General features: G+C 65.5%; 30 protein-coding genes. 6 read left to right on the plus strand and 24 right to left on the minus strand.

The window, feature by feature from the left end; translation table 11 throughout:
- Positions 1–25: 25 nt before the first annotated feature.
- The 13 genes from AX692_RS20660 to AX692_RS05040 all read right to left on the minus strand — a co-directional run bounded on the left by AX692_RS20660 (position 26) and on the right by AX692_RS05040 (position 12,168).
- Complete coding sequence (locus AX692_RS20660; RefSeq protein WP_051035681.1) at positions 26–259, minus strand: helix-turn-helix domain-containing protein; 234 nt, start codon at positions 257–259, stop codon at positions 26–28.
- 4 nt (positions 260–263) lie between these two features.
- Entirely contained in the window at positions 264–476 is a 213-nt protein-coding gene (locus AX692_RS04985; protein ID WP_017499928.1) for a DUF2274 domain-containing protein, read from the minus strand.
- The gene (locus tag AX692_RS04990; protein ID WP_017499929.1) at positions 469–1,707 is read right to left on the minus strand and encodes a TrbI/VirB10 family protein; all 1,239 of its coding nucleotides are present in this window, start codon (positions 1,705–1,707) and stop codon (positions 469–471) included. Before AX692_RS04990 ends, AX692_RS04985 begins: the two co-directional genes overlap by 8 nt.
- Positions 1,704–2,555, minus strand: a complete 852-nt coding sequence (gene trbG / locus AX692_RS04995) for a P-type conjugative transfer protein TrbG (protein ID WP_073973149.1) — start codon at positions 2,553–2,555, stop codon at positions 1,704–1,706. The genes AX692_RS04990 and trbG overlap by 4 nt, the downstream gene beginning before the upstream one ends.
- Positions 2,552–3,394: a conjugal transfer protein TrbF gene (trbF, locus tag AX692_RS05000; protein WP_026108910.1), complete on the minus strand. Its 843-nt coding sequence runs from the start codon at positions 3,392–3,394 to the stop codon at positions 2,552–2,554. The genes trbG and trbF overlap by 4 nt, the downstream gene beginning before the upstream one ends.
- Positions 3,395–3,397: 3 nt before the next feature.
- Positions 3,398–4,705, minus strand: coding sequence for a P-type conjugative transfer protein TrbL (trbL, locus tag AX692_RS05005; protein WP_017499931.1), 1,308 nt, complete (start codon positions 4,703–4,705; stop codon positions 3,398–3,400).
- Positions 4,706–4,841: 136 nt separating this feature from the next.
- Positions 4,842–5,594: a P-type conjugative transfer protein TrbJ gene (trbJ, locus tag AX692_RS05010; protein ID WP_017499932.1), complete on the minus strand. Its 753-nt coding sequence runs from the start codon at positions 5,592–5,594 to the stop codon at positions 4,842–4,844.
- A 6-nt stretch (positions 5,595–5,600) separates the two neighbouring features.
- Positions 5,601–8,069, minus strand: a complete 2,469-nt coding sequence (trbE, locus tag AX692_RS05015) for a conjugal transfer protein TrbE (protein ID WP_017499933.1) — start codon at positions 8,067–8,069, stop codon at positions 5,601–5,603.
- Positions 8,063–8,293 carry a VirB3 family type IV secretion system protein gene (locus AX692_RS05020; protein ID WP_051035683.1) on the minus strand — a complete coding sequence of 77 codons (231 nt, stop codon included), beginning with the start codon at positions 8,291–8,293 and terminating at the stop codon, positions 8,063–8,065. The genes trbE and AX692_RS05020 overlap by 7 nt, the downstream gene beginning before the upstream one ends.
- 50 nt (positions 8,294–8,343) lie before the next feature.
- Positions 8,344–8,697: a TrbC/VirB2 family protein gene (locus AX692_RS05025; protein ID WP_017499935.1), complete on the minus strand. Its 354-nt coding sequence runs from the start codon at positions 8,695–8,697 to the stop codon at positions 8,344–8,346.
- On the minus strand, positions 8,694–9,716 hold the full coding sequence (gene trbB / locus AX692_RS05030) for a P-type conjugative transfer ATPase TrbB (protein WP_017499936.1): 1,023 nt from the start codon (positions 9,714–9,716) through the stop codon (positions 8,694–8,696). The genes AX692_RS05025 and trbB overlap by 4 nt, the downstream gene beginning before the upstream one ends.
- Positions 9,713–10,138 (minus strand): hypothetical protein, encoded by a 426-nt coding sequence (locus AX692_RS05035; protein WP_017499937.1) that lies wholly within the window; start codon positions 10,136–10,138, stop codon positions 9,713–9,715. Before AX692_RS05035 ends, trbB begins: the two co-directional genes overlap by 4 nt.
- A gap of 2 nt (positions 10,139–10,140) precedes the next feature.
- Complete coding sequence (locus tag AX692_RS05040) at positions 10,141–12,168, minus strand: conjugal transfer protein TraG (protein WP_038292469.1); 2,028 nt, start codon at positions 12,166–12,168, stop codon at positions 10,141–10,143.
- 342 nt (positions 12,169–12,510) lie between these two features.
- On the opposite strand from AX692_RS05040, the gene AX692_RS05045 reads away from it, so the two are divergent.
- Genes AX692_RS05045 through AX692_RS05060 form a run of 5 tightly spaced genes read left to right on the plus strand, consistent with a single transcriptional unit; the run spans position 12,511 to position 15,672 of the window.
- The gene (locus AX692_RS05045) at positions 12,511–12,849 is read left to right on the plus strand and encodes a hypothetical protein (RefSeq protein WP_017499939.1); all 339 of its coding nucleotides are present in this window, start codon (positions 12,511–12,513) and stop codon (positions 12,847–12,849) included.
- Positions 12,846–13,220, plus strand: coding sequence for a helix-turn-helix domain-containing protein (locus tag AX692_RS05050; protein ID WP_017499940.1), 375 nt, complete (start codon positions 12,846–12,848; stop codon positions 13,218–13,220). The genes AX692_RS05045 and AX692_RS05050 overlap by 4 nt, the downstream gene beginning before the upstream one ends.
- Positions 13,221–13,223: 3 nt before the next feature.
- Positions 13,224–14,234, plus strand: coding sequence for an ImmA/IrrE family metallo-endopeptidase (locus AX692_RS05055; protein WP_017499941.1), 1,011 nt, complete (start codon positions 13,224–13,226; stop codon positions 14,232–14,234).
- A 6-nt stretch (positions 14,235–14,240) separates the two neighbouring features.
- Positions 14,241–14,921, plus strand: a complete 681-nt coding sequence (locus AX692_RS18895; protein WP_017499942.1) for a C1 family peptidase — start codon at positions 14,241–14,243, stop codon at positions 14,919–14,921.
- Positions 14,893–15,672, plus strand: coding sequence for a hypothetical protein (locus tag AX692_RS05060; RefSeq protein WP_017499943.1), 780 nt, complete (start codon positions 14,893–14,895; stop codon positions 15,670–15,672). The genes AX692_RS18895 and AX692_RS05060 overlap by 29 nt, the downstream gene beginning before the upstream one ends.
- Here AX692_RS05060 and AX692_RS05065 read toward each other — a convergent pair.
- The 6 genes from AX692_RS05065 to AX692_RS05090 form a co-directional block, all read right to left on the minus strand.
- The gene (locus AX692_RS05065; protein ID WP_017499944.1) at positions 15,639–16,343 is read right to left on the minus strand and encodes a uracil-DNA glycosylase; all 705 of its coding nucleotides are present in this window, start codon (positions 16,341–16,343) and stop codon (positions 15,639–15,641) included. The two genes, AX692_RS05060 and AX692_RS05065, sit on opposite strands and share 34 nt — an antisense overlap.
- On the minus strand, positions 16,340–17,518 hold the full coding sequence (locus tag AX692_RS05070) for a nucleoside triphosphate pyrophosphohydrolase family protein (protein WP_017499945.1): 1,179 nt from the start codon (positions 17,516–17,518) through the stop codon (positions 16,340–16,342). The genes AX692_RS05065 and AX692_RS05070 overlap by 4 nt, the downstream gene beginning before the upstream one ends.
- Positions 17,515–17,715: a hypothetical protein gene (locus tag AX692_RS05075; protein ID WP_017499946.1), complete on the minus strand. Its 201-nt coding sequence runs from the start codon at positions 17,713–17,715 to the stop codon at positions 17,515–17,517. The genes AX692_RS05070 and AX692_RS05075 overlap by 4 nt, the downstream gene beginning before the upstream one ends.
- Positions 17,716–17,766: 51 nt before the next feature.
- The gene (gene rlxS, locus AX692_RS05080) at positions 17,767–19,731 is read right to left on the minus strand and encodes a relaxase/mobilization nuclease RlxS (protein ID WP_017499947.1); all 1,965 of its coding nucleotides are present in this window, start codon (positions 19,729–19,731) and stop codon (positions 17,767–17,769) included.
- Positions 19,732–20,077: 346 nt separating this feature from the next.
- On the minus strand, positions 20,078–20,239 hold the full coding sequence (locus tag AX692_RS20010) for a hypothetical protein (protein WP_168196079.1): 162 nt from the start codon (positions 20,237–20,239) through the stop codon (positions 20,078–20,080).
- Between the two features lie 332 nt (positions 20,240–20,571).
- Positions 20,572–20,892 carry a DUF736 domain-containing protein gene (locus tag AX692_RS05090; RefSeq protein ID WP_017499949.1) on the minus strand — a complete coding sequence of 107 codons (321 nt, stop codon included), beginning with the start codon at positions 20,890–20,892 and terminating at the stop codon, positions 20,572–20,574.
- A gap of 360 nt (positions 20,893–21,252) precedes the next feature.
- Between AX692_RS05090 and AX692_RS05095 the strand changes: the two genes are divergently transcribed.
- Complete coding sequence (locus AX692_RS05095) at positions 21,253–21,480, plus strand: hypothetical protein (protein WP_017499950.1); 228 nt, start codon at positions 21,253–21,255, stop codon at positions 21,478–21,480.
- Between the two features lie 53 nt (positions 21,481–21,533).
- Here AX692_RS05095 and AX692_RS05100 read toward each other — a convergent pair whose 3' ends face one another.
- The 5 genes from AX692_RS05100 to AX692_RS05120 all read right to left on the minus strand — a co-directional run.
- A complete protein-coding gene (locus AX692_RS05100; RefSeq protein ID WP_017499951.1) occupies positions 21,534–22,037 on the minus strand; it encodes a hypothetical protein in 504 nt (167 codons plus the stop codon).
- Positions 22,030–22,497 carry a hypothetical protein gene (locus tag AX692_RS05105; RefSeq protein WP_017499952.1) on the minus strand — a complete coding sequence of 156 codons (468 nt, stop codon included), beginning with the start codon at positions 22,495–22,497 and terminating at the stop codon, positions 22,030–22,032. Before AX692_RS05105 ends, AX692_RS05100 begins: the two co-directional genes overlap by 8 nt.
- Before the next feature lie 110 nt (positions 22,498–22,607).
- Positions 22,608–24,419 carry a ParB/RepB/Spo0J family partition protein gene (locus tag AX692_RS05110; protein WP_017499953.1) on the minus strand — a complete coding sequence of 604 codons (1,812 nt, stop codon included), beginning with the start codon at positions 24,417–24,419 and terminating at the stop codon, positions 22,608–22,610.
- Positions 24,420–24,504: 85 nt separating this feature from the next.
- Positions 24,505–24,939, minus strand: a complete 435-nt coding sequence (locus AX692_RS05115; protein WP_017499954.1) for a DUF2958 domain-containing protein — start codon at positions 24,937–24,939, stop codon at positions 24,505–24,507.
- Positions 24,936–25,192: zincin-like metallopeptidase domain-containing protein (locus AX692_RS05120; protein ID WP_269143353.1), on the minus strand; the 257-nt coding region annotated here is incomplete at its 5' end. The genes AX692_RS05115 and AX692_RS05120, both read right to left, overlap by 4 nt.

Here is a 25,192-nt window from a genome sequence, read left to right on the forward strand (position 1 = left end):
GACAGGCCGACATGCGCGATCCCTGCTACGCCCGAGAACGCGGCTGTTTACAGTGTGATCGCAGAAAGGACCGCAGACTATCGACAAACACCACGGTTGCACGGCCGACCTTGGCTGCCTCGATGTCGCCGGAAGCGATGAGCTGGTAGATCTTGGATTTGCTGAGCCCCGTCATCCGTACTGCGTCGGGAATGCGAACGCTTATCGGCCCAATCGGGGGCGCGTCGTCGCCATTCGTTGCAGGCTGCCGGGCCGACATCGGACTATTTCTTACGTGCCCGGCTGAACGAGCGGTCGCTCGCCAGGAAGCCGCTAAGCATGAATGGAATGAGGTCCGGTACGGACTCGCGTCGGCCGTAGGCCGCCTCATAGGCCTCGGCGTAGTCGTTCAGCGCTTCGATGAGATCCGGCATGACGTTGATCGTGATCTTAGCCGGCGTCCGATCGGGCAGCCTTGGCAGCTTCAAATCAGCCATGACGGCCTCCCCAGGGTCCGGGCAATATGATGTCTTTGTGCACGACCACCCGTAGCGGCCAGCCGGGACGCACGCGCAAGGTCGGCTGGATATTGAGATTGCGCGTGACGAGCTGATCGCCGGCGCGCGCGCCGCTCTGCTGCGCTGACTCGCGGATCGCCCGGACAAGGTCGCTTTCGGTGCTGCCGAAGCTCAATTCAGTGCCGACGCCCAGCAGTGTCGACAGGGCGACGCCCTTCAGAAGTTGCCAAGTATGCCGGTCGATCCGGTCGGACAGACCCGCATAGCCCTGCGTATCGGTCGCCGGCACATTGTCGATACGAATCGACGAGCCGTCGGGCAGGATAATCCGCTGCCAGACGACCAGCGCACGGCTCTGCCCAAACGCTACAACGCTGTCGTAGCTGCCGATCAGCCGCGATCCTTGCGGAATGAGCAGACCGCGCCCGGTCACACTGTCATAGACGTTCTCCGTGATCTGCGCGGTGACGAGCCCGGGAAGATCCGAGTTGAGCCCGGTTATGAGGCTCGCGGCAATGATGCTGCCGGCCTGCAAGGTCCAAGGCGATACGGACTGCGCCAGCGCGTGCGGATTGATGTCGTCGTCGCGATTGGCGTGGCCGACCAATTCGTTCTTGCGCCCCTGGGCGTTAGGATCTCGGTCAGGGTCGAGGAGCGGCTTGGCAGTCTCGGCCGATGCTGGCGGAACACTTGCATCGGTAGTCACCGGTGCAGGGGCGGCGGCGCGACCGCCGCCCGCCAATTGCAGCATGACGCCAGACTCGCGTGCGGCCTTCTGCTCAGCGGCGATGCGCTGGCGCTCGGCTTCGGCTTCCTGCGCGGCCCGGCTCACCGCATCGGCAGCGGGGTCAGGGGGAACCATCCCGCCAAGCTGCCGCTGGCGCTCGAGGATCGGCCGCCCGAGATCACCGGGAAGCGGTAGCCCGAGCTTCGGCACGTCGCCATAGCTCGTCGGCGCGCCCGCGAGCGCATCAGGCGGCGCCTTCGCGCCAACCAGCTTTTCATCGCTTCGTGCGATCAGGCTCAGGGTCGCGGGCTTGAGCGCCAGCCAGGCGACGCCGATGATCGCGGTCGAGCCGGCGGCAGCGATGGCGACGATCGCACCGCGGCGAAAACGGGTGACGCGGCCCGGCGCCGCGCGCAGAACGAGCGTTTCGGGGTCGGCTTTGGGCGCCGCGATCGGCGCGGAAGAAGCGGTTGGATCGGTCACGCGCCCCTCCCGGCCTTGCGCTGCCGGCTCTTCGGCTGGGCGGCGGTGATACGGACAATCTGCTGTTTCTTGTCGCCAAGGCGCAGCTCGGCGACACCGAACAGGCGGTCGACCACATAATAGCGGCCGGCGACGCGATAGTTGACGAGCTGGGCCTCGCCATCCTCGCCAATCACGAACAGCGGGGGCGCCTCACCCACGGCGATCGCAGGCGAGAACTCGATGTAGGTCTGCCGCCCATCGTCGAACGCGCGCAGCGGCCGCCAGGCCGGCTTGTCGCCCGAGATCGCATAGTTGAAGTTGAGGCTTTCGACCGAGAGGCCCGACGCGATCGGCGTCGCCGCCACGGCTGCATCGCGCTGACGCCGGAGCGCGATCAGCTCGTCATGTGGATAGGTCCAGGAGATCGCCGCCATCGCGGTCGCGGGCGTGCTTTCGAGCTGGAGATGGTAGGTCCGGCGATCGGTAGCAATGACAAGGTTTGTGCGTAGGCCCGCCGAAAACGGCTTGACGAGGATGTGCACGCGCTTGCTTTCGCCGATGCCGCTGGTGGTATCGCCGACAGTCCAGCGCACGGTGTCGCCGGCGGCGACGGACACAATCGTTTCGCCCGGCTGCAAGGCAATGTCGGTGATGCGCTCGGGCGCGGCATAGAGCCGGTAGAGCACGCCTTCCGCCCAGGGATAGACCTGGACGGCATATATATATCCCGCGCTCGACGGCTCGCGCAGTGCCGCCCGGTTGGCGGCAGTGACGCGCGCGGTGGGTGACGCGGGTTCGCGGCTCTGCGCAGCGACGCCCATGGCAAGCGCCATCGCGCTCGCCGCCAGGATGAGGGCACGGATCATTGGTCGGTCCTTTCGGGGGATGGTGCGGCTGCGGGTTGAGCAAGGGTCGGATCGAGCGGCGAGCCCAGCGGAATGTCGGTGGGCGGCGCGACCGGGAGTGATTGTGCGGGATCGGGCACGGCCGATGGTTGCGGCGAAGGCGGCCGGTCCTGAGGCGTTTCCAGTTCGCGGCTCCAGTCGATCGCGTCAACATAGAGACCGAGCGGGTTTTTTCGGAGCACATCGGCCAAGCGCGGCGGCTTGATCTTCACCGTGAGCATCGCCGTCCAGCGTGACGTGCTGGCGAGGCTTCCCCGCTCATATTGCTGCTCGGTCCATTTGACCTGGAAGCTCGTATCCGACGCGCGGACGACGCTCGTCACCTGCACCGAAACCGTCTTGCGCCCGACATCGGCGAACGGATTGGAGGTGCGGGCATATTCGCCGAGGAACAGTGACGCACGTTCGGTCGCGAAATCATAGGCTGATAGCCAGTTTTCACGCATCAATACCGGATCGAGCGAGCGCGCTCGAACGCCGGTGATGAACCGGCCGAGGAACCATGCGATCTGCGGATCGGTCGGCCGATAGTCCTTGGCGGCAGGCGCGACGGCCTGTGCTTGCCCGAGTGCATCGACCTCGACCACATAGGGCACGACGCGGCTTTGCATCGATTGCCAGACCAGCGCGCCCGACAGACCAGTGGTCAGGAACAGGCCGCCGAAGGCCATCAGCCGCCAGTTCTTCGCCTGTGCGCGAGCCGAGCCGATACGCTCATCCCAAAGCTGGCCCGCTCGTTGGTAGGGTGTCTCGGGTTCGGGCGTTCGCCCATAGCGCTGCAATGCGCGTCGAAATTTCATCGCTCAGTCCCTTTCCTTGATGTCTGGAGTGGCGCCAGCGCCGCCGCGGTCGCCGCCCTGGATTGCGTGGATCGCCATCTGGCGGCGGTGGCGAGCATTCTGGCTGGCATGAAGCTTCTGCGCCCAGGCGGGTGTTCCTTCAGCTGCGCCTATCGGCGCGGCTGCGGGGGCGGCGCCGCCGGCACGGGTGCTTCCTGCTTCCCATGCGGCGCGCTGCCCACGATCGGCGGCAGCGCTAACGCCGAGACCGCCGCTCATCCGGTTGGCAGCCGCGCCGCGCATGGCGGTCGCAACGCCGCCGAGGCCCGCGCCGACGCTGGTCGAGCCCGAGGTTTCCTGCCCGAGCTTGTAGGCAGTGGATGCGGCAGACCCCATCGATGTACCGGCGCGGATCGCGCCGAGACCGGCCCCCGCGAGACCGCGTGCCGCGCCGACGGCGCCAGCGCCTGCCATCGCAAGACCTCCGCCGGCAAGCACGGTAGTGGCGATCACCGATCCGGCGCCGAGCTGCGGCGCGCCGGCGACGAGGCCGGATGCGATTCCCGGGCCGAAGATGGAGAGGCCAAAGATCGCGAGGCTCGCGAGCATCAGCGACACGGCCTGTTCGATCGACACCTCGTCGCCGGTGATCGCACTGGTGAAGTCGGCGAAATAGTTAGAGCCGATGCCGACGATGACCGCGAGCACCATGACCTTGATGCCCGAACTGACGACGTTCCCGAGCACCCGTTCGGCGAGGAACGACGTGCGGTTCCACAGCGCAAAGGGCACGAGCACGAAGCCGGCGAGCGAAGTAAGCTTGAATTCGAGGATTGTGATGAAAAGCTGGATCGCGAGGATGAAAAAGGCGGCGATGACGACGACCCAGGCGATCACCAGCACGGCGATCTCGATGAAATTGTCGAAGAAGGCGATCGGGCCAACCAACTCCTTCGCCTGCTCGAGGAGCGGCCATGCTGCCTCGAAGCCGGTCCCGGCCAGCTTGCCGGGTCGCAATAAATCGTCAGCCGTAATCGCGCTGCCCCCTGCGGTGAGGCCGAGGCCGGCGAAGCTGCGAAAGATGATATCGGACAGTGTCGAGAAGCTGTTGAGGATCAGGGCGAAGACGCCGACATAGAGGATCTTTTTGAGGAACTTGGCGATGACGTCGTCTTCGCCGCCGAGCGCCCAGAACAGCCCGGCGAGCGTGATGTCGATGCCGATCAGGATCGTGGTCAGGAAACCGACGTCACCGCCCAACAGGCCGAACCCGCTGTCGATGTAGGAGGCGAAGGCCTCCATGAACTGATCGATGACATTCAGGTCATCCATATGGGCGGGTTCCTGCTTGAAGTTGAAAGGTGTCGCGGGGACCGGCGGCCATGAGAGGGGCAAGCCCTACGGCCCCCGCGACGAGACAGGTTCGGACCCGGGGGGAGCTGGGGGCGCGGTCCTCGCCTGCCTCAGCTCATTGGCGTGGCGTGTAAGCCTTGCCGTCGCCGAGGAAGCGGCGCGTCGACTCGCGTGCCTCGCGCGCGATCTGGCCCCGCTGCGCCTGCTCGACCGATTCCGCCCGGAACTGCGCCGCCATCATTTGCTGAAGCTGGAGCTGCTGCTTGGCGGTGAGCGCGAGAAGCTGGTTCGTGGCCTGCTGCGCCTGAAGCGAGCCTTCCGCGCCCTGGCTGCGCGCGACGATGTCGGCGAGCGCCTGCGTGTCGCTCCGTACGTTGTCGACGATGCGGTTCTGGACCCCCATCGTCTGGCGAAACGCGGACATCGCGGTATCGAGTTGATCGCGTGCGCGAGCCACACGCTGATCGCGGCGGAACACCTGATCGAACTCCTGCGGGTAGAGCTGGCGGAAGCGCTCGTCGAGCTGATCGATGCGGAAGTCGACGCCCTGCGCCTGGCCCATGAGCTGGTCGATCTGCTGGAGGCGCTGGCGAAGCTCCTGAAGTTGCGGGAAATCGATCCGGGACAGGTTCTTGCCCTGGTTGATCAGCATCTGCGCTTCGTTCTGGAGACTCTGGATCTGGTTGTTGATCTGGGCAAGCGTGCGCGCGGCGGTGAGCAGGTTTTGCGAATAGTTCGATGGATCGAACACACTGAGCTGGGCCGCGACGGGCGTCGAGGTCAACGCGATGCCGATACCGAGCGAGCCGACGGCGCCGAGCGCGAGAGCGGAGAGGCACGCATATTTGCGGATAGGGATACGGGGCACGGGAAATTACTCCTTGTCTTCTGGGGGGCGGGCGGCAGGGTGACGCCCAAGCAGGTCGGCCGCCCAATCGAGGCCGGCTTGGGAGAGAAAGGTCGCGGCGAAGTCGGCCTGGCCCTTTTCGGCCAGCACCGCGTCTATGCGCTTCTGGCTGTCGGGATCGGACGCGCCGCACAACGCCAGCGCGATCGGGCCTAGCCCAAGCTCGAACAGCCGGTTGCCGCGCGCTGATTGCAGATAATATTGCCGCTTGGGCGTCGCGCGGCTGACCAGTTCGATCTGGCGCGCGTTGAGACCGAAGCGGACGTAGACCGTCTGGCCCTGCGGCTCGATCGCCCGATCATTGGGCAGCAAGATGCGCTGCGGACAGCTTTCGATGATGGCCGGCGCGATCGTGCTGTCGGCGATATCGGCTAGGCTCTGTGTCGCGAACACGACGCTGACGTTCTTCTTGCGCAGCACCTTCAGCCACTCACGGATGCGCGCGGCGAACAGCGGGTGGTCGAGGAACACCCAGGCTTCATCCAGTACGAGAAGCGTCGGCCGCCCGGTGAAGCGCTCCTCGAGACGATGGAACAGGTAGGTCAGCACGGGCGCAACGACGCCCGCCTGCCCCATCAGCGCTTCAGTCTCGAAGCACTGCACGTCGGCGATCGCTAGATCGTCTTCGGCGGCGTCGAGCAGGCGGCCGAACGATCCTTCGAGCGTATAGGGCGCGAGCGCCGATCGCAGCGGTGCCGATTGCAGCAGCAGCGACAGGCCGGTGAGCGTGCGTTCCTCGATCGGGGCGGTCGCGAGATTGGTGAGCGCCGACCAGACGGCCTCCTTGATCTCGGGTGTGACCAGTACTTTCTCATGGGCGAGCAGCGCGCCGATCCATTCGGTCGCCCAGGCGCGTGCGTTGGAGCGATCGATGTGGCGCAGCGGCTGGAAGGCGATCGTTCGCCCGCCCACGTCATCGGCATGACCGCTCTCACCGCCAAGCCCGAGCGCGTGATGCGCGCCGCCCATCGCCAGCACGGCCGCGCGCGCCGAAAATCCCTTGTCGAAGACATAGACCTGGGAGTCTGGATATCGCCGGAACTGAAGCGCGAGCATTGCGAGCAGCACCGACTTTCCGGCCCCGGTGGGTCCGACGATCAGCATATGACCGACGTCGCCGACATGCGTGCTGAGACGGAACGGCGTCGAGCCGCTGGTTTCCGCATAAAGCAGCGGCGGACCGTCGAGGTGCGGATTACGCGCCGGTCCTGCCCATACCGAGGACAGCGGCATGAGATGCGCGAGATTCAGGGTGTGGACGATCGGTTGCCGGACGTTCGCATAGACATGGCCCGGCAGGCTCGACAGCCACGCCTCGACCACATTCATGCCCTCGCGGATGCAGGTGAAGCCGAGCCCGTTGACGATGCGCTCGACCGCGCGGACCTTTTCCTCGACGCGGGCGCGGTCGATATCGGCAACGGTGATCGTCGTCGTCAGATAGCCGAACGCGACATGATCGCCGCCGAGCGCCTGCAAGGCGAGGTCGGCATCGACCACCTTGTTGTCGGCATCGCTGTCGAGAAGCTGGACCGGCTGGTTGTAGATGACTTCGCGCAGCAGCGCGGTGATCGACTTGCGCTTGTTGAACCACTGCCGCCGCAGGCGAGTGAGCGCTTTGGTTGCGTCGGTCTTGTCGAGCGCAATGAAGCGCGTCACCCAGCGATAGCCAAAATCCTCATGGTTGAGTCCGTCGAGGATGCCGGGACGGCTCGCGTTCGGAAATCCGAGGATGGTGAGCGTCCGCAGATGCTCGTCGCCGAGCATCGGTTCGAGCCCGCCGGTCAGCGGCGTGTCGGCGAGCAGCCCGTCCAGATAGATGGGCGTTTCGGGCACGGCGACGACATGGCGGCGCGCGGAGATCGCACCGTGGAGAAAGGTCAGCATTTCGCTGTCGCCGAGCGCGCGCACCTCGGGCATGAAGCCTCTGAACAGGTCAAGCGCACGATCCGTCTCGGCGATGAAGCCGGCAAGCGCTTGTCGCCAGTCGCGGCCCTTCGCGTCGTCGCTGCGCTCGATCAGCGCTCGGCCCGCCGTGTCCGCCTGATCGGGCGGAGGCAGGAGGGTGAGCGTCAGATAATAGCGGCTCTCGAAATGCGCGCCCGCGCTTTCGAACGCCGCGCGCCGTTCCTCATCGACCAGCCACGACGCCGCATCGGGAAAGCTGCTGTCGGGATAACCCAGCGCTTCGCGCCGCTCGGCCTCGAAATGGAGTGCCCAGCCCGAGCCGAAGCGCTTCAGGACATTGTTCGCCCGCGCGCAGGCGGCGACAAGCTCGGCTTCGGTGGCGGATTCTAGATCGGGGCCGCGGAACCTGAGGACGCGCAAAAAGCTGCCGTCCTTGTTGAGCACCACGCCGGGCGCGACAAGCGCCGCCCATGGAAGATGATCGGCGAGCCGGTCGGCCTTCTGACGGTATTCGCGCAGATTCAGCATGACAGATGCCCCTTCTGGCGAAGGTGGCGGACAAGGACCGGGGCGAAGTCGGGATCGCGCTTGGCGGCGAACACCGCGAGAGTGTGCCCGAACGCCCACATGGCCAGCCCGGCGATCCACTGCTGGAGACCGAGTCCGAGCGCGGCCGCGATCGTACCATTGACGATCGCGATCGCTCGCGGCGCCCCGCCAAGCAGGATCGGCTCGGCAAGCGCGCGGTGCATCGGCGCCTCGAACCCCTCGATATGGCTGGCGCCATAGGAATTTGGCGCGTTCACGAGATGAGCGCCCCGCCGCCGAAGCTGAAGAAGCTGAGGAAGAAGCTCGACGCCGCAAACGCGATCGACAGGCCGAAGATGATCTGGATGAGGCGCCGGAACCCGCCTGCCGTCTCGCCGAACGCGAGCGTCAAACCGGTGACGATGATGATGATCACCGCGACGATCTTGGCGACAGGACCCTGGACCGATTCGAGGACCTGCTGAAGCGGTTCCTCCCACGGCATGCCCGAGCCGGCGGCCTGCGCGGTGGCGGCGAGCGCAAGCCCGAGGCCGATGGCGGCGCCGGTGAGGAAGATGCTCCGACGATCGGGAATACGGGCAGGAATACGGGACAAGCGCATGGTCATTCTCCTTGGGGTTCGAGGGCGTGGTCGGGAGTAAGGTCGAGGACGGCGTAGCCGCCGTCGGGATCGAGGCCGGCGACGCGCGCGATCGTGTCGACGCGGCGCGCGAGGCCGCGCCCGGCGATGAACACGATCATGTCGATGGCGTCGGCGATCAGCCGGCGCGGAACGGTGACGACGCTTTCCTGCACGAGCTGCTCGAGCCGGTAGAGCGCCGACACTGCCGAATTGGCGTGGACGGTTGCGATGCCGCCCGGATGCCCGGTGTTCCAGGCTTTGAGCATGTCGAGCGCTTCGCGCCCGCGCACCTCGCCAACGACGATGCGATCGGGGCGGAGCCGCAATGTCGAGCGGACAAGATCAGCCATCGTGACGCCGCCGGCTCCGGCAGTGCCAATCGTACGCGTGCGCAGCCCCACCACGTCGGGCGCGGCGCATTGCAACTCACGCGTGTCTTCAATGATGATGACGCGTTCGTCGAGGTGCGCCATCTCGGCGAGCAGCGCGTTGGCAAGCGTCGTCTTGCCCGAACTGGTGCCACCCGCGACCAGGATGTTCTTGCGCTCGACCACGGCCATCGACAGCAGTCGCGCCGTGTCGGCGGGCATGATGCCGTCCCGCACATAGTCGAGCAAAGTGTAGATGCGCGCCGCGGGCTTGCGGATCGAGAAGCACGGCGCGAGGCTGACCGGCGGCAGGATACCCTCGAACCGCTCGCCCGCGCCTTCGCCGTGCGGTGGCAGCTCGGCTGACACGATCGGCGCATTGCCATGAACCTCTGTCCGTGCGTGGCTGGCAACCAGGCGGATGATCCGCTCGACCTGCGCGGGCTCATATTTGGTGCCGGTATCGATCCGGCCTTCGCCGAGTCGATCAAGGCGCAACACGCCGTCCGGGTTCACCATGATCTCGATGACCACCGGATCGGCCAGCGCTGCGGCGATGGTCGGCCCCATCGCGGTGCGCAGCATCGCGCGCCGACGCCCTGCGGAATTATCGGAGCCGAAAAGCGTGTCGCTCATCGCCCACCTCCATTGTCTTTCGCGGAGGCAGCAAGCGTGCGCTGGCCGCTGGCGAGCGCTTCGCCGACGCGGGCAATGAACGCCTCGAAGCGGTCTCGGCCGATCGCACGCGCCGCTTCGTCGGCTTCGGCCAAAGGGGCCTGCACCATCAGTTCATAGCGGATGAACAGCGCCAGGCTCTCGAGCAGCACATGCCCGTCACGCTCGACACGCCCCAGCGCGAGCGACATGCGATCGAGCCGCTGGCTGAACTTGTTCTCCAGCTCGCTCGCCGCCTGCCGGTTGAGCCAGGCGGTGAGCGCGTCGGTGAGGATCGCCGATTTGGACGCGCCGGGCTGGCTCGCCAGCGCCTCGAAGCGGTGGCTCAGATCTTCGGGCAGGAAGAGCTGGTAGCGGACGCGGTTGGGTTTGATCGCGGCCATTGTCAGAAGTCCGGCAGCATGTCGGCGCTGCGACCCTGATTGATCGCGTGAGCGCGGATCAGCGTGCCGGTGGCGCCGGCGCGGTCCATCGCGTGCTTGTCGGCGATCGTGTCGGTGTCGTCGCTGTCCAGGCCGAGCAGGTCGAGCTGCTTTGGCGGCTCGGGTTTTTTGGCGGGTTCTTCGCCGAGGCCGGGGTGGCGCTGCTGTTGCAAGCCGCCGTCCTCATCCGCCTTCGCATCGTCATCGGGCTTGCCGAGCCGGGTATCGGGCGCGCGGACCAGTCCGCTCCAGTCGTTGGGGCGTGCCTGCGGCCGGTCGGGATAGTCTCCGGGCGCGGGCTGCGGCGGCGGTGCGATCCGCTCGCGGAAATTGCGGTCCTCGTAATAGCGCAGCTTCCTCGCGCGGATCGGGGCCATGCCGGAGACAAGGACAAGCTCATCCTTGGGCGGGAGCTGCATCACCTCGCCGGTGGTCAGGAGTGGCCGGGCGGTCTCCTGCCGGCTGACCATGACGTGCGCCAGCCAGGGCGCGAGCCGGTGGCCGGCATAGTTGCGCATCGCGCGCTGTTCGGTGGCGATGCCGAGCGCGTCCGAAATCCGCCGCGCCGTGCGCTCGTCGTTGGTCGCAAACGCGACGCGGACATGGCAGTTGTCGAGGATCGAGTTGTGCTCGCCATAAGCCTTCTCGATCTGGTTCAAGGACTGCGCGATCAGGAAGGCGCGCACTCCATAGCCCGCGAGAAAGGCAAGACTGGTCTCGAAGAAGTCGAGCCGCCCCAATGCCGGGAACTCGTCGAGCATCATCAGGAGCTTGTGCTTGCCCGCCCTGGCGGGATCGGCATCGAGCTTTTCGGTGAGGCGGCGGCCGATCTGGTTGAGCACCAACCGCACCAGCGGCTTGGTGCGGCTGATGTCCGATGGCGGGATGACAAGGTAGAGCGAGACCGGATGGCCGGCCTCGACGAGATCGGCGATCCGCCAGTCGCAGCGCGATGTCACCGCGGCGACGGTCGGGTCGCGATAGAGCCCGAGAAACGACATTGCGGTGGAGAGGACGCCGCTGCGCTCGTTCTCGCTCTTGTTGAGCACCTCGCGCGCCGCCGAGGCGACGACGGGATGGATCTGCGGCGCATCCTTCGTGCCGAGGTGATTGGTGGTCATCATCCGCCGGAGCGTGGCGGTGAACGGCCGCTGCGGGTCCGACAGGAATGTGGCTACCCGTGCGAGCGTCTTTTCTTCCTCCGCATAAAGGACGTGGAGGATCGCGCCGACCAGGAGCGAATGGGAGGTTTTCTCCCAGTGGTTGCGCCGTTCGAGCGCGCCTTCGGGATCGACCAGGATGTCGGCGATGTTCTGGACGTCGCGGACCTCATGCTCGCCGCGCCGGACCTCCAGCAGCGGGTTGTATTTGGCGGAAGCGGGATCGGTCGGATTGAACAGCAGGACGTGGGAGAAGCGCGCGCGCCAGCCGGCGGTGAGCTGCCAGTTCTCGCCCTTGATGTCGTGAACCACGGCGCTGCCGGTCCAGCCAAGCAGTGTCGGTATGACCAGCCCGACGCCCTTGCCCGAACGGGTTGGCGCGAACGCCATGATATGTTCGGGGCCGTCATGCCGGAGATAGCGGCCGCGCGAGCGGCCCAGGAATACGCCGGCATCACCGTAAAGGCCGGCCCGCTCGATCTCGTTCGGCCTGGCCCAGCGCGCCGAACCATAGGTGGTGACGTGACGCGACTGCCGCGCGCGCCAGAGCGAGCCTGCGATCGCCGCGCCGCAGCCGATGAAACCGCTCGCGCCGGCGAGCGCGCCGGCCTTGTCGAAAACATGCGGCGCATAGGCATCGTAGTGATACCACCAGGGGAAGAGCGCCCAGGGACGATAGACCGGCGTGCTTCCAGCCATGAACCAGGCCGGACCAAGTTCGGGCTGGTAGGCGAGCATCGCCGCCGCCCATTGGGTCGCCGCCCAGAGGCCCGCGATCACGATTGCGAACACGACAAGGATCTGGCCGATGAGCAATTTGGTCGGGGTCACGTTGAAGCTCCCGCCCATACCGCCGGATGCGGTCGGGGCGCGGCTTCAAGACTCGGCTATGGGCCGCCCGAAATGAACGGAGCCGCTGGGGGCTGGTGGGTGACCGAAGGAGATCACTCGTCGGCGACTGACTCAATATTCCAGCTCTGTTCTTTTGATCGAGCTATGACCCGAGTTGATGATTCTGCCCTGTCGTTGTCCCTCGAGGTGGCACTGACCACCACACCGCACCGCCGATGACCCGCTACACCCTGCAAAAATCCGAGCTGCAAATTCGGGCTTGCGTGTCGGATTATCAGACATTATATCGCATTTAATGTAGTGAAATCGTGCGAGGCATGCATGGCGACAATCGCTCCTCCGCAGCCCGCGGCAACCGCGTTTCCCAAAGCCGACGCCATTAGGGCGTTGGTCGACGAACTGCTGCAAGTGGCCAGGGCTGAGGCACAGGTGCGCGGAATTGCCCTGCCTCCGGAAAACCCGAAGATCATCCAGGCGCCCGTGCCACTCGACTCCTTGTCCGTGGTCGACACGCTTTGCGCGGTGGAGCAGGTCCTCGACATCGAGCTTCGCGACAGCATCGTCCGCACCGGCGGCTACAATTCGATCGAGAAGGCGATTGACGACCTCCTCCCTAAGATCGAACGCGTCTGGGTTAAGAAGAAAGGGTCGAAGCCATGACCAATCTCGCACTCCGCCAGGAAGGCGACGAGCAGGAGCGGCGGCGCTTGGGCGACCGTCTGCGCGAAGCACGGAAATATCTCGGCCTCAAGCAGGAAGAAGTTGCTGCCTATCTCAAGATTCCCCGGACCGCGCTTACCGATATCGAGAATGGCCAGCGCCGCGTTGAAGCGATCGAACTGACGCGGCTTGCCCGTCTTTACCGCCAGTCGGTGGCCTATTTTACCGGCGAAGACGAGGCCTCCGCGAGCCTTCCCGCCGATGTCGCCCATCTGGCGCGACGCGTTGCGGCCTTGTCGACTGAGGACCGGGCCGAGCTGAGCCGGTTTGCCGAATATCTCCGCTCGCGGTCTGGCGGCGAACGGAGCTGATCGATGGCGTCGGATTATGCGAGCGCGGTTCGCGCTGGTACGATGGCAGCGGGCCGCCTGCATCGCGAACTCGATACGCGCGCACTGATCGAGACCCAAGGCGGCAGCGTCGATGTCTTCGGCGCGATCCATGCCGTGGGTCTACCCTTGCTGCTTCGTCCTCTGAAAGGCCTGCTCGGCGCCTATCTCAGCGCACCTGCTCCTGGCGTTCTCGTCACGACGGAACGACCGATGAGCATCCAGCGCTTCACGGCCGCGCACGAACTCGGGCATTTTTCGATGCGACACGAGCCGAGCCTCGACGATGAGAGCATCCTGCGCCGGATGCCGATGTCGCCCGAACCGGGAAACAACTTCGAGGAAACCGAAGCCGACGCCTTTGCGATCGCCTTCATGATGCCGAAATGGCTGGTGCTCGCGCACAGCGCGCGACAAGGATGGCAGATCGATCATTTCCGGCGCCCCAATGTCGTCTATCAGCTCTCGCTGCGGATCGGCGCCAGCTATGAGGCGACGTGCCGCACCCTGGTTCGCTACAATCTGATTTCGCCATCGGTGATGACCGACCTGCTCCGGACGCAGCCGCGCAGCCTGAAGGTCGATCTCCTCAAGGACTATCGGCCCGACAACTATCGCGGCGACGTCTGGCTGCTGACCGAGCGCGATGCCGGCTCGCGGATCGATGGCAGTCGCAATGATCTTTTCGTGCTGCAGCTCGAAGAACATAGCGGCGGTGGGTATCTCTGGGATCTCGACCAACTGATCGCCAGCGGCTTCGCCGTCGTTCGAGACGAGCGTGAGGCAATCGACGGCGATGGCATCGGTGGTCCCGTTGTCCGCCGTGTCACCGCGGCGCCCGATGCGCCGCGGCGCGGCCGCATGTCGCTCGACGAGCGGCGGCCGTGGCAGCCTGCGCCGGCCCTCACCAGCCTGACGCTCGATTTCGACCTCACCGGCCCGGAACAGACGGGCCTGTCGCGCGCCGAACGGCGGCACCTGCTCGAGGCCGCCTGACGCCCCATGATCGATATCGTCCGTGACCTTCGGCCGCTGTTCGGGCCTGCGCGCGATCAAGGCGCGCGGCCGACATGCCTCGCATTCGCCGCGAGCGACACCCACGCCGGGCTTCGCGACGGCTGGGCACCGCTGTCGTGTGAATTCGCCTTTTATGCCGCGCAGAAACGGGCGGGCAGACCGCCGACGAGCGGCGCACTGCTATCCACAATGCTGGACGCGCTACGGCTCGATGGCCAACCCGACGAGAAAGGCTGGCCGTATCTGGCAGCGGTTCCAGCCGATCATCGACTGTGGACGCCGCCGGCGACCGTTGGCCCGCTCTATGGCCGCAACGGACAGAGGGATGGAACCGACCTGTCATCCATCCTTGCCGCGCTGGATCGTGACACGCCGGTGCTCATGCTGACGATGCTGTCACGGTCTTTCTTCCAGCCGCGCGGTGATGGCGTCGTCGATCCGGCGAACGACGAACTCCCCGAGCCAGCGCAACGGCACGCGGTCGTCGCGGTCGGGCATGGAACCGTGGACGGCACCCCGGCCATTCTCATCCGCAACAGCTGGGGACCAGGTTGGGGCTTGGAAGGCCACGCCTGGCTTACTGAGCGCTTTCTAGCGCCGCGCCTTTTCGCCACGGCAAATTTGACGGAGGAAGTCGATGTATCTTCCCATACCGCCGCAGCCTGACTGCGTTGCTGGCTGGCGCGAGGCGGTCCGGCTCGTCGACCTCGCCACCGGACACCAGGCGCAGAATGTCGTCATCTCCGTGGCCGAGCCGACTGCGCGCGCAACACTCGCCGATCCCGTCGTGGCGGAAGTCGATGCCTTCCTTTCGGGCCATGGCAAGAAGCCCATCGAGACGGTCGCCAACACGATTTTTCCGGCAGCGCTGTACAGGCGCTACGGCGCGCCGCAATTCTTCGACCGGTTTCGCGACAACGTGCTGCCGAAGGTCCGGAGGTCGGGCGCTTGGTCGGGCTATTATTTCGAACGGATGATGGAATTGCCCCGCGCCGACGGCCAGCCAATCAATCAAATCTGGGGCATCGTCGAGCGCCTGCGCAACCCGAACGTCCGAGCGCTCAACAAATTCGAACTGCTGATCTTCGACCCCGCCCGCGACGTGAATGACTCGCCCTACGGCGGTCAGTGCCTGAGCTTTGCCAGTCTCAAGCTGATCGGCAAGGGCGACGATCGTCGCCTCGGCATGACCGCGCTCTACCGCAATCACTACTATATCGAAAAACTGCTCGGCAATCTGATCGGCCTCGGCCGTCTGCTCGAATTCATCGCCAAGGAAGGCGGGGTCGCGCTGGGTCCGCTCACGATCGTCTCGACCAACGCCACGGTCGACACCGCCAACTGGAACCGCGGCGATCTTAAGCAACTCTTTGAACGCTGCGATCAGGCGAGCGCACATCTCCGTGCTGCGGCGTGAGGCGCGCCCAACGGCAGTTCTAGCGGCTCATCGTTGTCATCCGCGACACCGTACAGGCTGAACATGCCCTCGATGAACTCGCGCTGCCCGCCGTAGCTCGGATGGCGGACCGCGGTGGTCGGAATGTCGAGACCGTCCAGCGCCAGGTGAGCGTCGCGCCCGATCGCGACGATCTGGCGGGGCCGGATCATTGACACGAGGGCTTGCAATATCGGCCAGGTCGCCTCGCGCTCGCTTCGCGTGTGGCATCGGTTCGACATCGGATCATCCGCTTCATGGGGATGGAACGGGAAAACGTTCCAGAGCATGACAGGCTGACCGATCCGCTCTAGCACACGCCAGACGATCGCCGCGGTGCGCTCCGCCACGGCGGGTCCCTGCGTCGCACGTTCAAATGCGATGCCGCCCATCAGCGTGCCGGCATGTCCGAGGTGAATTTCGTCGGTCAGCGGTACGCCCGTACGCCGCCCCCCGCGATAGCCGAGATCACGCGCGATCCAGATCGTTTCGACGCGATGATCAAGCGCCGCGGTGAGCAGCATTTCGAGATTGTCGCGGCGCCGGGCGGCGGCGTCGCTGCGGTCATGGACCGTGCAGCGATCGCGCCAGGGATTGAACACTGAGGGAAGTTCGGTCGCCGCCAGGGTGGACACAAAGGATTTCGGGGTCATGACGGCAATTCCTTGATACGCAGGCGGCGATTGGCGAAGTCGATCAGGACGCGGCCGCGCCGATGCTCCTGAAGGAAGCGGAAAGCCGTATAGCCCTGGAGGATCGCTTCCTCCCAAAGCCACAGCGGACAGCGTTCTGATTCGTAGCCGGCGACGAACTGGCGGACATGCTTCAGCATGTCCAGCGGAAGGCCACCGCGCTTCACGTTTTCAAAGTACCGGAGTTGCTGCGCTTGTCCGAAAATCCAGGAAGTTATGCCCTCTTCGATGAGAATCGCCCGAGCACCGTCTTCGGCGTCGTCGAGTTTCGGATCGCTCTTGCGCTTGAGACGGAGCAGCGCACGCAGCACTGGCGACCAGCCAAGCACCGCGACATAAGCGTAGTGAAAGACATCGTGGAAACGATAGTCGTCGGGTTCGAGCGCGTTGTCGGTGAGCCGGTCGCCGACATACACACCGCTTGAGCGTTGATACACGAATGTCTGCCCGCGAACGGTGCGTTCATAGACGTCGATCGCCATCCGCCGCGGCAATTGCTCTTCTGGGTCGAGCGCCGCATCGGTCGGCGCCGGATAGATGCGCTCGCGCGGCCAGCGATCGAAGATCTTGTGAAGATTCTTCACGGCGGCAGCCTCGATGGTAACACCGGATTCGTTTGCCGCCTGGATCAACCGGCGCATGACCGCGACCAGCCGGCCCGCGAGTGCTTCGCGGTCCTTCGCAAGACCGCCCGCCTGGAAATCGTTGATGAGCAGCCCAACGTCGCCTGCCAGCGCGAGCAGGCTATGCTCGAACTGCGGCATCGGTGCCTTGGCAAGCGGAATGTGCTGCGGCTGCAGCGCATGGAAACTGAGCGTTTCGTTGCCGCCCGTCTGCCATTGTCCGCCGTTTGTCGCCGCGGCGGCAGCGATGTCGCTGAGCGCCATGCGGCTGCGCCGTGCGATCGCCGCCAGATACCAAAGGACGTCACCAAGCTCTTCCGCGACGGCGTGAGCGTAACCCAGGTAGGAGGCATCGTCGCGCTGCTTTTTCTTGGCCTCACTGAGCAAGCTGCCGACTTCGCCGAAAAGGCCAAGCATCGAGAAGCCCAGTGCGCGGCCACCGCTGCGTTGATCAGTCCGCGCGGCCTGCTTCGCATAATCCGCAACAGTGAGAGCTTCGAAATCCTCGCTCATCGCCTGCCCTTCCGGCGATCCGATATCGCGTCTGCGGGGACGCTCACGCCATAGGCTTCAAGTGCCCGCAGTACGATCATCCGGATCGGCTCGCGGGAATCGAGCGACCGTTGACCGAGATCGCGTTTCGTAACGGCAGGAATCTGCACCTGAAGATGCTCGTCGCCGACATCGGTTTGCGCTGCGATATTTTTCATGAATCCATGAAAACATAATTTCATGAAAATAGAAAGCCCGAATCCTCCGGATCAGGAGACGCTCGGCCCGCTGCGCTGCCGCCCGAGTGTCCAGTTGATCCCGCCGTCGCGCATGATGCCCGAGACCGATTTACCGACATGGCGATCGAGAACAGAGCGCCACGGCACCAGCGTGAAATCGCGCGACCGTTCGATGAGCGCATGGCGACCACTCGTCATCTCGACTGCGCGCACGAGCCTGCCTTGAACAGCCTCCCCCTCTCTGGCCTCGGCGAACGGAACGCCTAACTTGTCGGAGAGCTGGCGGGCGACACGCAGCAATTCTCGCCGCTGGAGCGCGGCGAGCATCCCTCGCCGATAGACCGTCTGCCCATCCTGTTCGTCTGCAAGCTGTTCGGTGATCAGCCATTGCCGTCGCATCGCCTGCGCTGAACGAACCTCGTGCCCGAACCCAGCATCGCGCACTGGCACCGGCGCTTCGGCGACCAGCTCGCGATCGAGCCAGGTCGCGGCATCGGTTCCCGGTAATTTGTCGAGCGGGATCGCCGACAGGGTTTCAATGGCAACGGGGTGGTCGCGGAACTGCATGGCTTCGAACCTCTCGACCCTGGCGAGATGGTCCGGCGCGATGATCCAGCTTCCGTCGGGCTCGCGCTCGACGACGCCCGAGATTTTTCGCATCGCTTCAAGCCGCCGGACATGCGTTTCGGCGAAGCGTTCGCTGGCGGTCGGATCGTGCTTCAGATGGGCGTCGATCGAATAGCGCCCGCCGTTCGCCGCCGCGATCTCGTCGATCGTCCGATCGACGGCGCGAATGCCGCCCTCGCGTGGCGCGATCCGGACGATGGCATTTTCGGGGATCGTGTCGACCAGCTCGCCCTTGCCGATCTCGGCATAATGGGTGCGCCCGTCGATGCCGTCGACCAGCAGATAATGACGGTCTTCATGTTCGTCGGCGAGCCCGCGCATCACGACGCGGCCGATGATCGGCGTCGCCTCCTTCGCGACCGGGTCGTAGATGACGCGATCGACCGCAGCACGATCGAGCTTCCGCGCGGTCAGCTCGCGCTGCATGGTGCGGATGATGTCGCCGCGCTCGCCGATCTGGCGCAGTGTGTTCGCAAGGTCGGGCTCAAGCCGCCAGGTGCCGTTGCCGACATGCGAGGCGAGTCCCATGCGCCCGAGTTTCTGCAGGCGACCGACGCGAAGCGATTGCTGGAAGGGATCGCCATCGCTCGCGCTGACCAGCCGCGCGGTATCCATGTCGCGGATCAGCCGTCTGTCGATCGCGGTCAGCCGCTCGGCACCCGTATCGCTGCGAAGCCGCTCTTCGATTTCAAGGTCGGTGCGCGGCCCCAGGTCGAGGTTGACGATCTCGATCGCCCGCTGCCGGCTCCCGTGCGAGATATACTCGCGCGCGATCAGCAGATTCTCACCCCGATCGTTTACGCCGCGCACCACGATATGCGTGTGCGGATGGCCGGTATTGAAATGGTCGACCGCCACCCAATCGAGCTTTGTCCCAAGATCCTGCTCCATCTGCGTCATCAGCCGGCGCACGAACGGCTTCAAGTCGGGATACTGGTCGGCGTCCTCGGCCGACACGATGAACCGGAACTGGCGGCGGTCGCCGTCACACCGTTCGAGGAACGCCTTGCCATCGGCGACGTCGCTGTCGGGCGAGTAGAGCGCACCAGCCTCGCCCTCACGGGTCACGCCGTCGCGCTGAATATAGCGAAGGTGCGCCTTCGCACCGCCCATGCCTTTCCCGCCAAGGCCGACAGGCCGTATCTTGACGATCACGCGGCGCGACCGGAACGCGCCCAATCGGTCGCGCGATCTGAGCACCCGCGCAACACTCGCGCCGCGCCCGATCCGGCTGCCGTCGAAACGGCCGCGCCTGCCCGTTTTCATGCCGGCCCGCTTTGCCGCTTTCACGACGCGGCTCAGGTAGCGCTGCTCCTTGCCCCGGCCGCGCATCCGGCCCAGCTGCGGTTCGAACTCATCATCGCGCATAGCGGCGTCCTTCCATGCCGGAATGACGCTCCCCGCCGATAAGAATGGCGCGTCCTCGCCAGAGCGCAAGGAGTCTCGCGATTGGGATCGGAAAAGCCCAGAAAACCGCCACTCCTGGTAACCCTGTCTCGCACTCAAAGGGCGAGTCTCGCAAAAGCCTTCAAAAAACGATGTGCAGACAAACACTTACAAAATCGCGAGATTTTGCCTCTATCTTGCCATCGAGCCCGACTGCCACCTGCCGCCCCAGACGCCCGCTTTGCCTTCCCGCCTTCCCGATCAAAAAAGGGGAGCGGCGCCATGCGGCACCACTCCCGCGAACCTGCCCCTTCAACAGCGCATCGCCTTATTGCCAGCCTGCCTGTTCGGCCTGACGCAGCGCCCGATTGCACCGCTTCAGCCTCTTCTCAGCGGCCCTTAATTCGGCTTCGATCTGCCGCCGTTCTCCCGCGTCATCGCACCATGAAAGCTCCGCGCGAAGCTCCTCGATCTGTTGTTCAACCGACATCTCATCCTCCTGATACAAGCGAAAGATGAGCCATCGCCCGGCGGGGAGCGGGCGGGGTCAACCACCGCGCAGCGGCCGCGAAGCGGGCGACGGGGGAGCCGATTTTCTCGTCGCCGGAGTGGAGCGAAGCGGAACGCAGGTGGCGTGAAAATTGGGGGAACCGTCGATGGTTGAGGCGGTCCGTTCGCCGCCGGATACTCGGTGCTTGCTGAGCGGATTTCTTCCTCTCTGCAGGCCCGCAAGCGCGTTCCGGTGCAGGAAAAGGCCCACGCCAAGCCCTCAAGGCATGAGGAAAGCCCCGCGCCGGGTGACCGGCGCGGGGCCGATCCGGCTCAGTCGCCGGGGTTCCAGATAACGGCGAACGCGTCGTCGTCGTCCTGCCCGGCGGCGCGGCCGAGATTGGCGTAGAGGGTGCGGCCGCCAAGTTCGGGGGCCGACATGGCGAGGCGGACATATTCGCGCTGGCTCACCTCGCCGGTGCGGATCCAGCCGCCGCCCAGTTCGACGCCGTTCGACAGCACGCGGTAGTCGGGCTGGTCCCCGGTCTTACTGCGGTTGGGGATGATGGCGATCTCGGCATTGACCGAAAGCGTCTTCAAGGCGCCCCGGAACGAACCGTCGTTCTGGCGCTGGACATGACCGATTGAGGGCATTTCTCGTCTCCTTGCACATTCGCCCGACCCGATGCCGGGCGATGGGCGGACCGAAGGGACGGCCCTTGAGCGCGCTGCGAACCGCAGGCCGAAGCGAAGCGGAGGACCGGAAGCGCGGGGCTGATTTGGAGCGAAGCGGCCGCGAGGAGCGCCGCCAAAGCGGCGCGGGGAAATCAGTTCCGCGCGATGGTTTCGCGAGGCGCGCGGCCGTCCCAGGTCATGCGCCCAAGGAGCCGGCGACGGGTTGGTGAGACACGAAAGGACGAGATGCGCGCGCGGACAGGAAGCCCAGTCCGGCGTCTTTCCGGGAAGCCATGATTGCTTTCGCGGCCACGAGGCCGCGGCTATAGCCTCACGGCGATGAACGAAGGAACGACGATTGCGGGGCAGATCGAACGGCTGATCGTGCGGCTGGACGGCGCGGCGGTGTGCGATGCCTGCGTGACTGACCGGCTCAACCTGTCGGTTACCGCACAGGCCAATGTCGTCACCTGCGCGCTCGGCGGCACGCGCGGATTCGAGCGGCAGAAGGACGAATGCACGTTATGCGGAAGCGCCCGGACGGTGATCCGCCGCACCGCCCGGTAGGTCAGGCGGCAGGGGTTTTCGGCACGCGAGCGCGCAGTGCGGCGCGATTTGGGCTAGTTGCCGTCGCCCGCGAGCGCGCGCGACAGCGCCTCGTTGGTCGCGTCGATCTCGATGCGGTCTGCGAAAATCGCGCACCAGCCGCCACCGAACTCCCCGATGCGGGGCTTGGAACAGGTCATGGCCCATTCAAAGCCGATCGGCCCCTTGGCGAGCGTTTCGGGGCAACATCGCTGGATCACCACCGCGATGGCAGCGGCATCGAAATCGTCCATGCTGGCGAAACACACGATCCGCGCGGATGGATCGTCGGGGCAGGTTTCAGCGATGAAATCGGCTCCGATGGTGGGAAATTCGGGATCGTTGAACGCCTCGCGAAACCCGCTCCACCGCGCGTTCGCATCGTCCGGCGGAAAGGCTGCGAGCAGCGCCGCGCTCGGCGGATCGGGCGCGTCGTCATTCGCTAGCGCGTAGCCAGCGTTTGCGACTTCCTCGATCAGCGCGCACTCGGCGGCGGTGCAGCGAAAGGCGAAGCTGCCCTGAATCCAGATGTCAGCCATTGCTCGCCTCCTCCCGTTCGGGCGTGATGACAAGCGGGGGCACCGCGAAGTCGGCCGCATCGAAATGCGCGATGATCGCCGCATAGCTGCCCAATCGCTCGGCGGTGCAGCGCCCCATGAGGATATAGTCGTCCTCGTCGGCAGCGTAGCTTTGCGGTTCGCCGCTGCCGGTGAACACGGTGCGTTCCGCACCCCACTGGCAGGCATAGGCGCCCGACCAGCGCGCGAAGAAAAGCCCATGCGCGATGCAGAAGGCTTCGAGTCCCTCGAACCGCCCCCAGGCGACCTCGTGCGCCATGAGCGCCAAGGGCTCGCCCTCGGGCAGATCGCCGAGCGCGAAGGGTTCGCCGTCCCATTCGGTGGACAGCCCTTCGTTCGCGATGGCCTCGGCGAAGGCGGGAAGCTGGCTGGCGGGGAGCGTCCCGCCGATGGTGATGGATGCCGAAACACGGTCGGCCATGACAAGTCTCCTGTCTGAAATCCGCGCCGCGAGGGCCGCTTGCGGCCGAGCGGCGCGGCGATTTTATGGGGGACGGAACGGGCGGCGGGTGCGCCGCCGCCCGTCCAGTTTCATGCGGCTTCGCGCTCGGGCTGTTCCTGCGGCTCGGCCTTGGCAGGGGCCGGAAGCGCAATCACCGCGCCGGGGCCGGTCGGTTCCGGCTCGCGGTCGGGGCGCGCCGCGAGCACCTTGGCATGAGCCGCGACGGTGCCGACGCCGCCGCGCGCCGTATAGGTAGCGGGCGGGAACGCCATCCATTTCGGCACCCAACCCTCGACCTTGGGCCGCCCGTTCGCACCCTCCAGATGGTCGCGGACGATGCGCTTCAAGACCTTGCCCGGTTCCTTCGCATTGGCGGCGGCGACAGGTTCGCCCGCCACCTCGGCGACGATGCGGGTCAGCACCTCCTTGTCGCGGACACACTCGAAAAAGGCGTCGTCGGCCTGCCAGTAGCGGGCCATATCGACGCCGATCTCGCCGCCGACCGCCTCGATGGCGGCGCTGCCGCTGGCGAGCGTTTCGCCCATGACGATGACGATCACGTCCATTACGGCGCGGTCGGGCACGTCGAGCAAGCGCAGGAACACGCCGACCAGTCCGAAGTCGTCGCCGTTGCCGCCTGTGACGGTCGGTTCCTCGGGCGAGAAGCCGAGAAGGTCCAATACGGCGCGGCGCTTCGCGTCGAAGTCGGTTTCCGCGCGGCAAGTTTCGACGCTTTCGCGCACATCGTCGTTGCGCGCGGTCTGCGGCTCGGGCTTGACCGTCCACAGTGGCGACCCGACGATGACATGGGCGACCATCAAGCGCAGCGCGACCTTGGGATGACGGGTCAGCGAGGCGCGGACAGCGGCATGACGGTGCAGGTTGATATAGGTCTGCATCGTGCTCGTCACTTCGGGGCGCGGCACTTTGGGGCCGGTTTCGATTGCCTCGCCGCGTTCGAGCCGCTTGGCCTCCTTGCTCGTCACATAGCCTTCGTGGACCTCGACCTCGCCGCTTTCGCGCACATCTATATACACGCGCCCGCCCTTGCGCTTGGGTGCCTTGGCGAACTCATAGCGGTAGAAATATTCGCCGGGCGGGACGATCACCACGTCGAACCATCCGGCATCCAGATAGTCCTCCTTGCGCGCGTCGATTACGGCGTTCTGCGCGGTCCAGAACGCGTCGGCATCTGCAAAATAGCGGTCTTCGCCGAACAGATCGGCGACGATCGCAAGGCCGCTCGCATCGACGTCGAACAGGGCATGTTCGACCTTGATCGACTGCCCGCCGAACAGCCATGCCTTCAATTGCTGGCCGGTCGGGCAATAGGCGTCGTCATCGTCGTAGAGCGCCAGCCATGCCTTCTGCTGCTGCTTGCTCGCCAGCGTCAGATGCCGGACGGTCGCCGCGTTGATCTTCTCCTTGCGGTAAAGATCGCGGATGCGCGGAAGCAGGTTGCCGAGCGCTAGGATACGCTTCACGCCAAGCTCGGGAATGCCGAACGTCGCGGAGATATCCGCAATGTCGCGGCCCTCCTTGACCAGCCGTGCGAAGGTTTCCCATCGCGTCACCTCGTCGGGATCGAGCCGGGTGTTCTCGAGAAGCGATGCCTCGATGGCGTCGGCGTCGTCCCCGGCGTCGAGGATGGCGACGGGAAGCGGGCCGTGGTCGATGCCCTCGACAAGCGCGATGGCGTTCGCCGTCCAGCGCCGCCGCCCGGCGACGATTTCGTGGACGCCATTATCGTTGCCCGCCTGCGGGCGCACGATCAGCGGCACGATGACACCGCGCTTGCGGATCGAGGGCAGAATGTCGCCCACGTCCGGGGGCTTGGGTCCGTGCCGCATGTTCACCTTGGACGGAACCAGCTTGCTATGGTCGATAAAGTCGAGTTTCATTGGTCTGCTCCTTCTGGAGCGCCGGTCCCGTTTGTCTTGCTGGATGGGCGGGACCGGCACTCAATGCGGCGAAACGCGCCGCGCGTCATCCGGCCCCTCGATCATCAAGAGGCGGCGGAAGCTCGTTGCCGTTCCGGCTATCGGTGATGCGGCGAAGTTCGGCTTCGGCCAGAACGATTGCACCCATGCGCCGCGCGGTATCGGACCATAGCGAAAGCGGGGCCAGCGGCTCGAAATGCTCGTCGCGCTCGATGAACAGGCCGAAGGGCAAGCGGACGCCCGCAATCTCGGTAAGCGAGAACACGCCCATTTCCGGGCATCCGAACCCCAAGTCGGCGAGGCCGAACAGCGTGTCTCCATCGTCGTAAAGCTCGGTGGCGATCCACGTCGCCGCGCCGACCGGATTGAAGAATTTGACCACCGGGAACGGGTCGAACCGTTCGTCGCGCTGCTCGTGGAGGCGGCTGGCGCGCGCATTCGCGCGCAGCGCCGAAAGGATCGCATGGGGGAGCGTAATCATGCCGCTTCCCTCCCTTCGTCCTGCGTCTCGGCGTAGCGGGCAAGCAGCCAATCGGCGGCCTTGCTCGCCTGACTGGCCGCGCGAAAGATCGCGCGATTGTCCTCGCGCAGCACGTCGAGCCATGATGCCAGATAATCGGCGTGACGAACGGTCGGCACGATGCCGAGCGCGGCGCAAAGGAAGGCCGATCCCATCTCCGCGACATATCCTGACAGTCCAGCCCTAATTTGAATTTTTGGGGGTCGAGCGGAGG

This window comes from Erythrobacter donghaensis (assembly GCF_001557325.1).
Taxonomy (GTDB): Bacteria; Pseudomonadota; Alphaproteobacteria; order Sphingomonadales; family Sphingomonadaceae; genus Erythrobacter; species Erythrobacter donghaensis_B.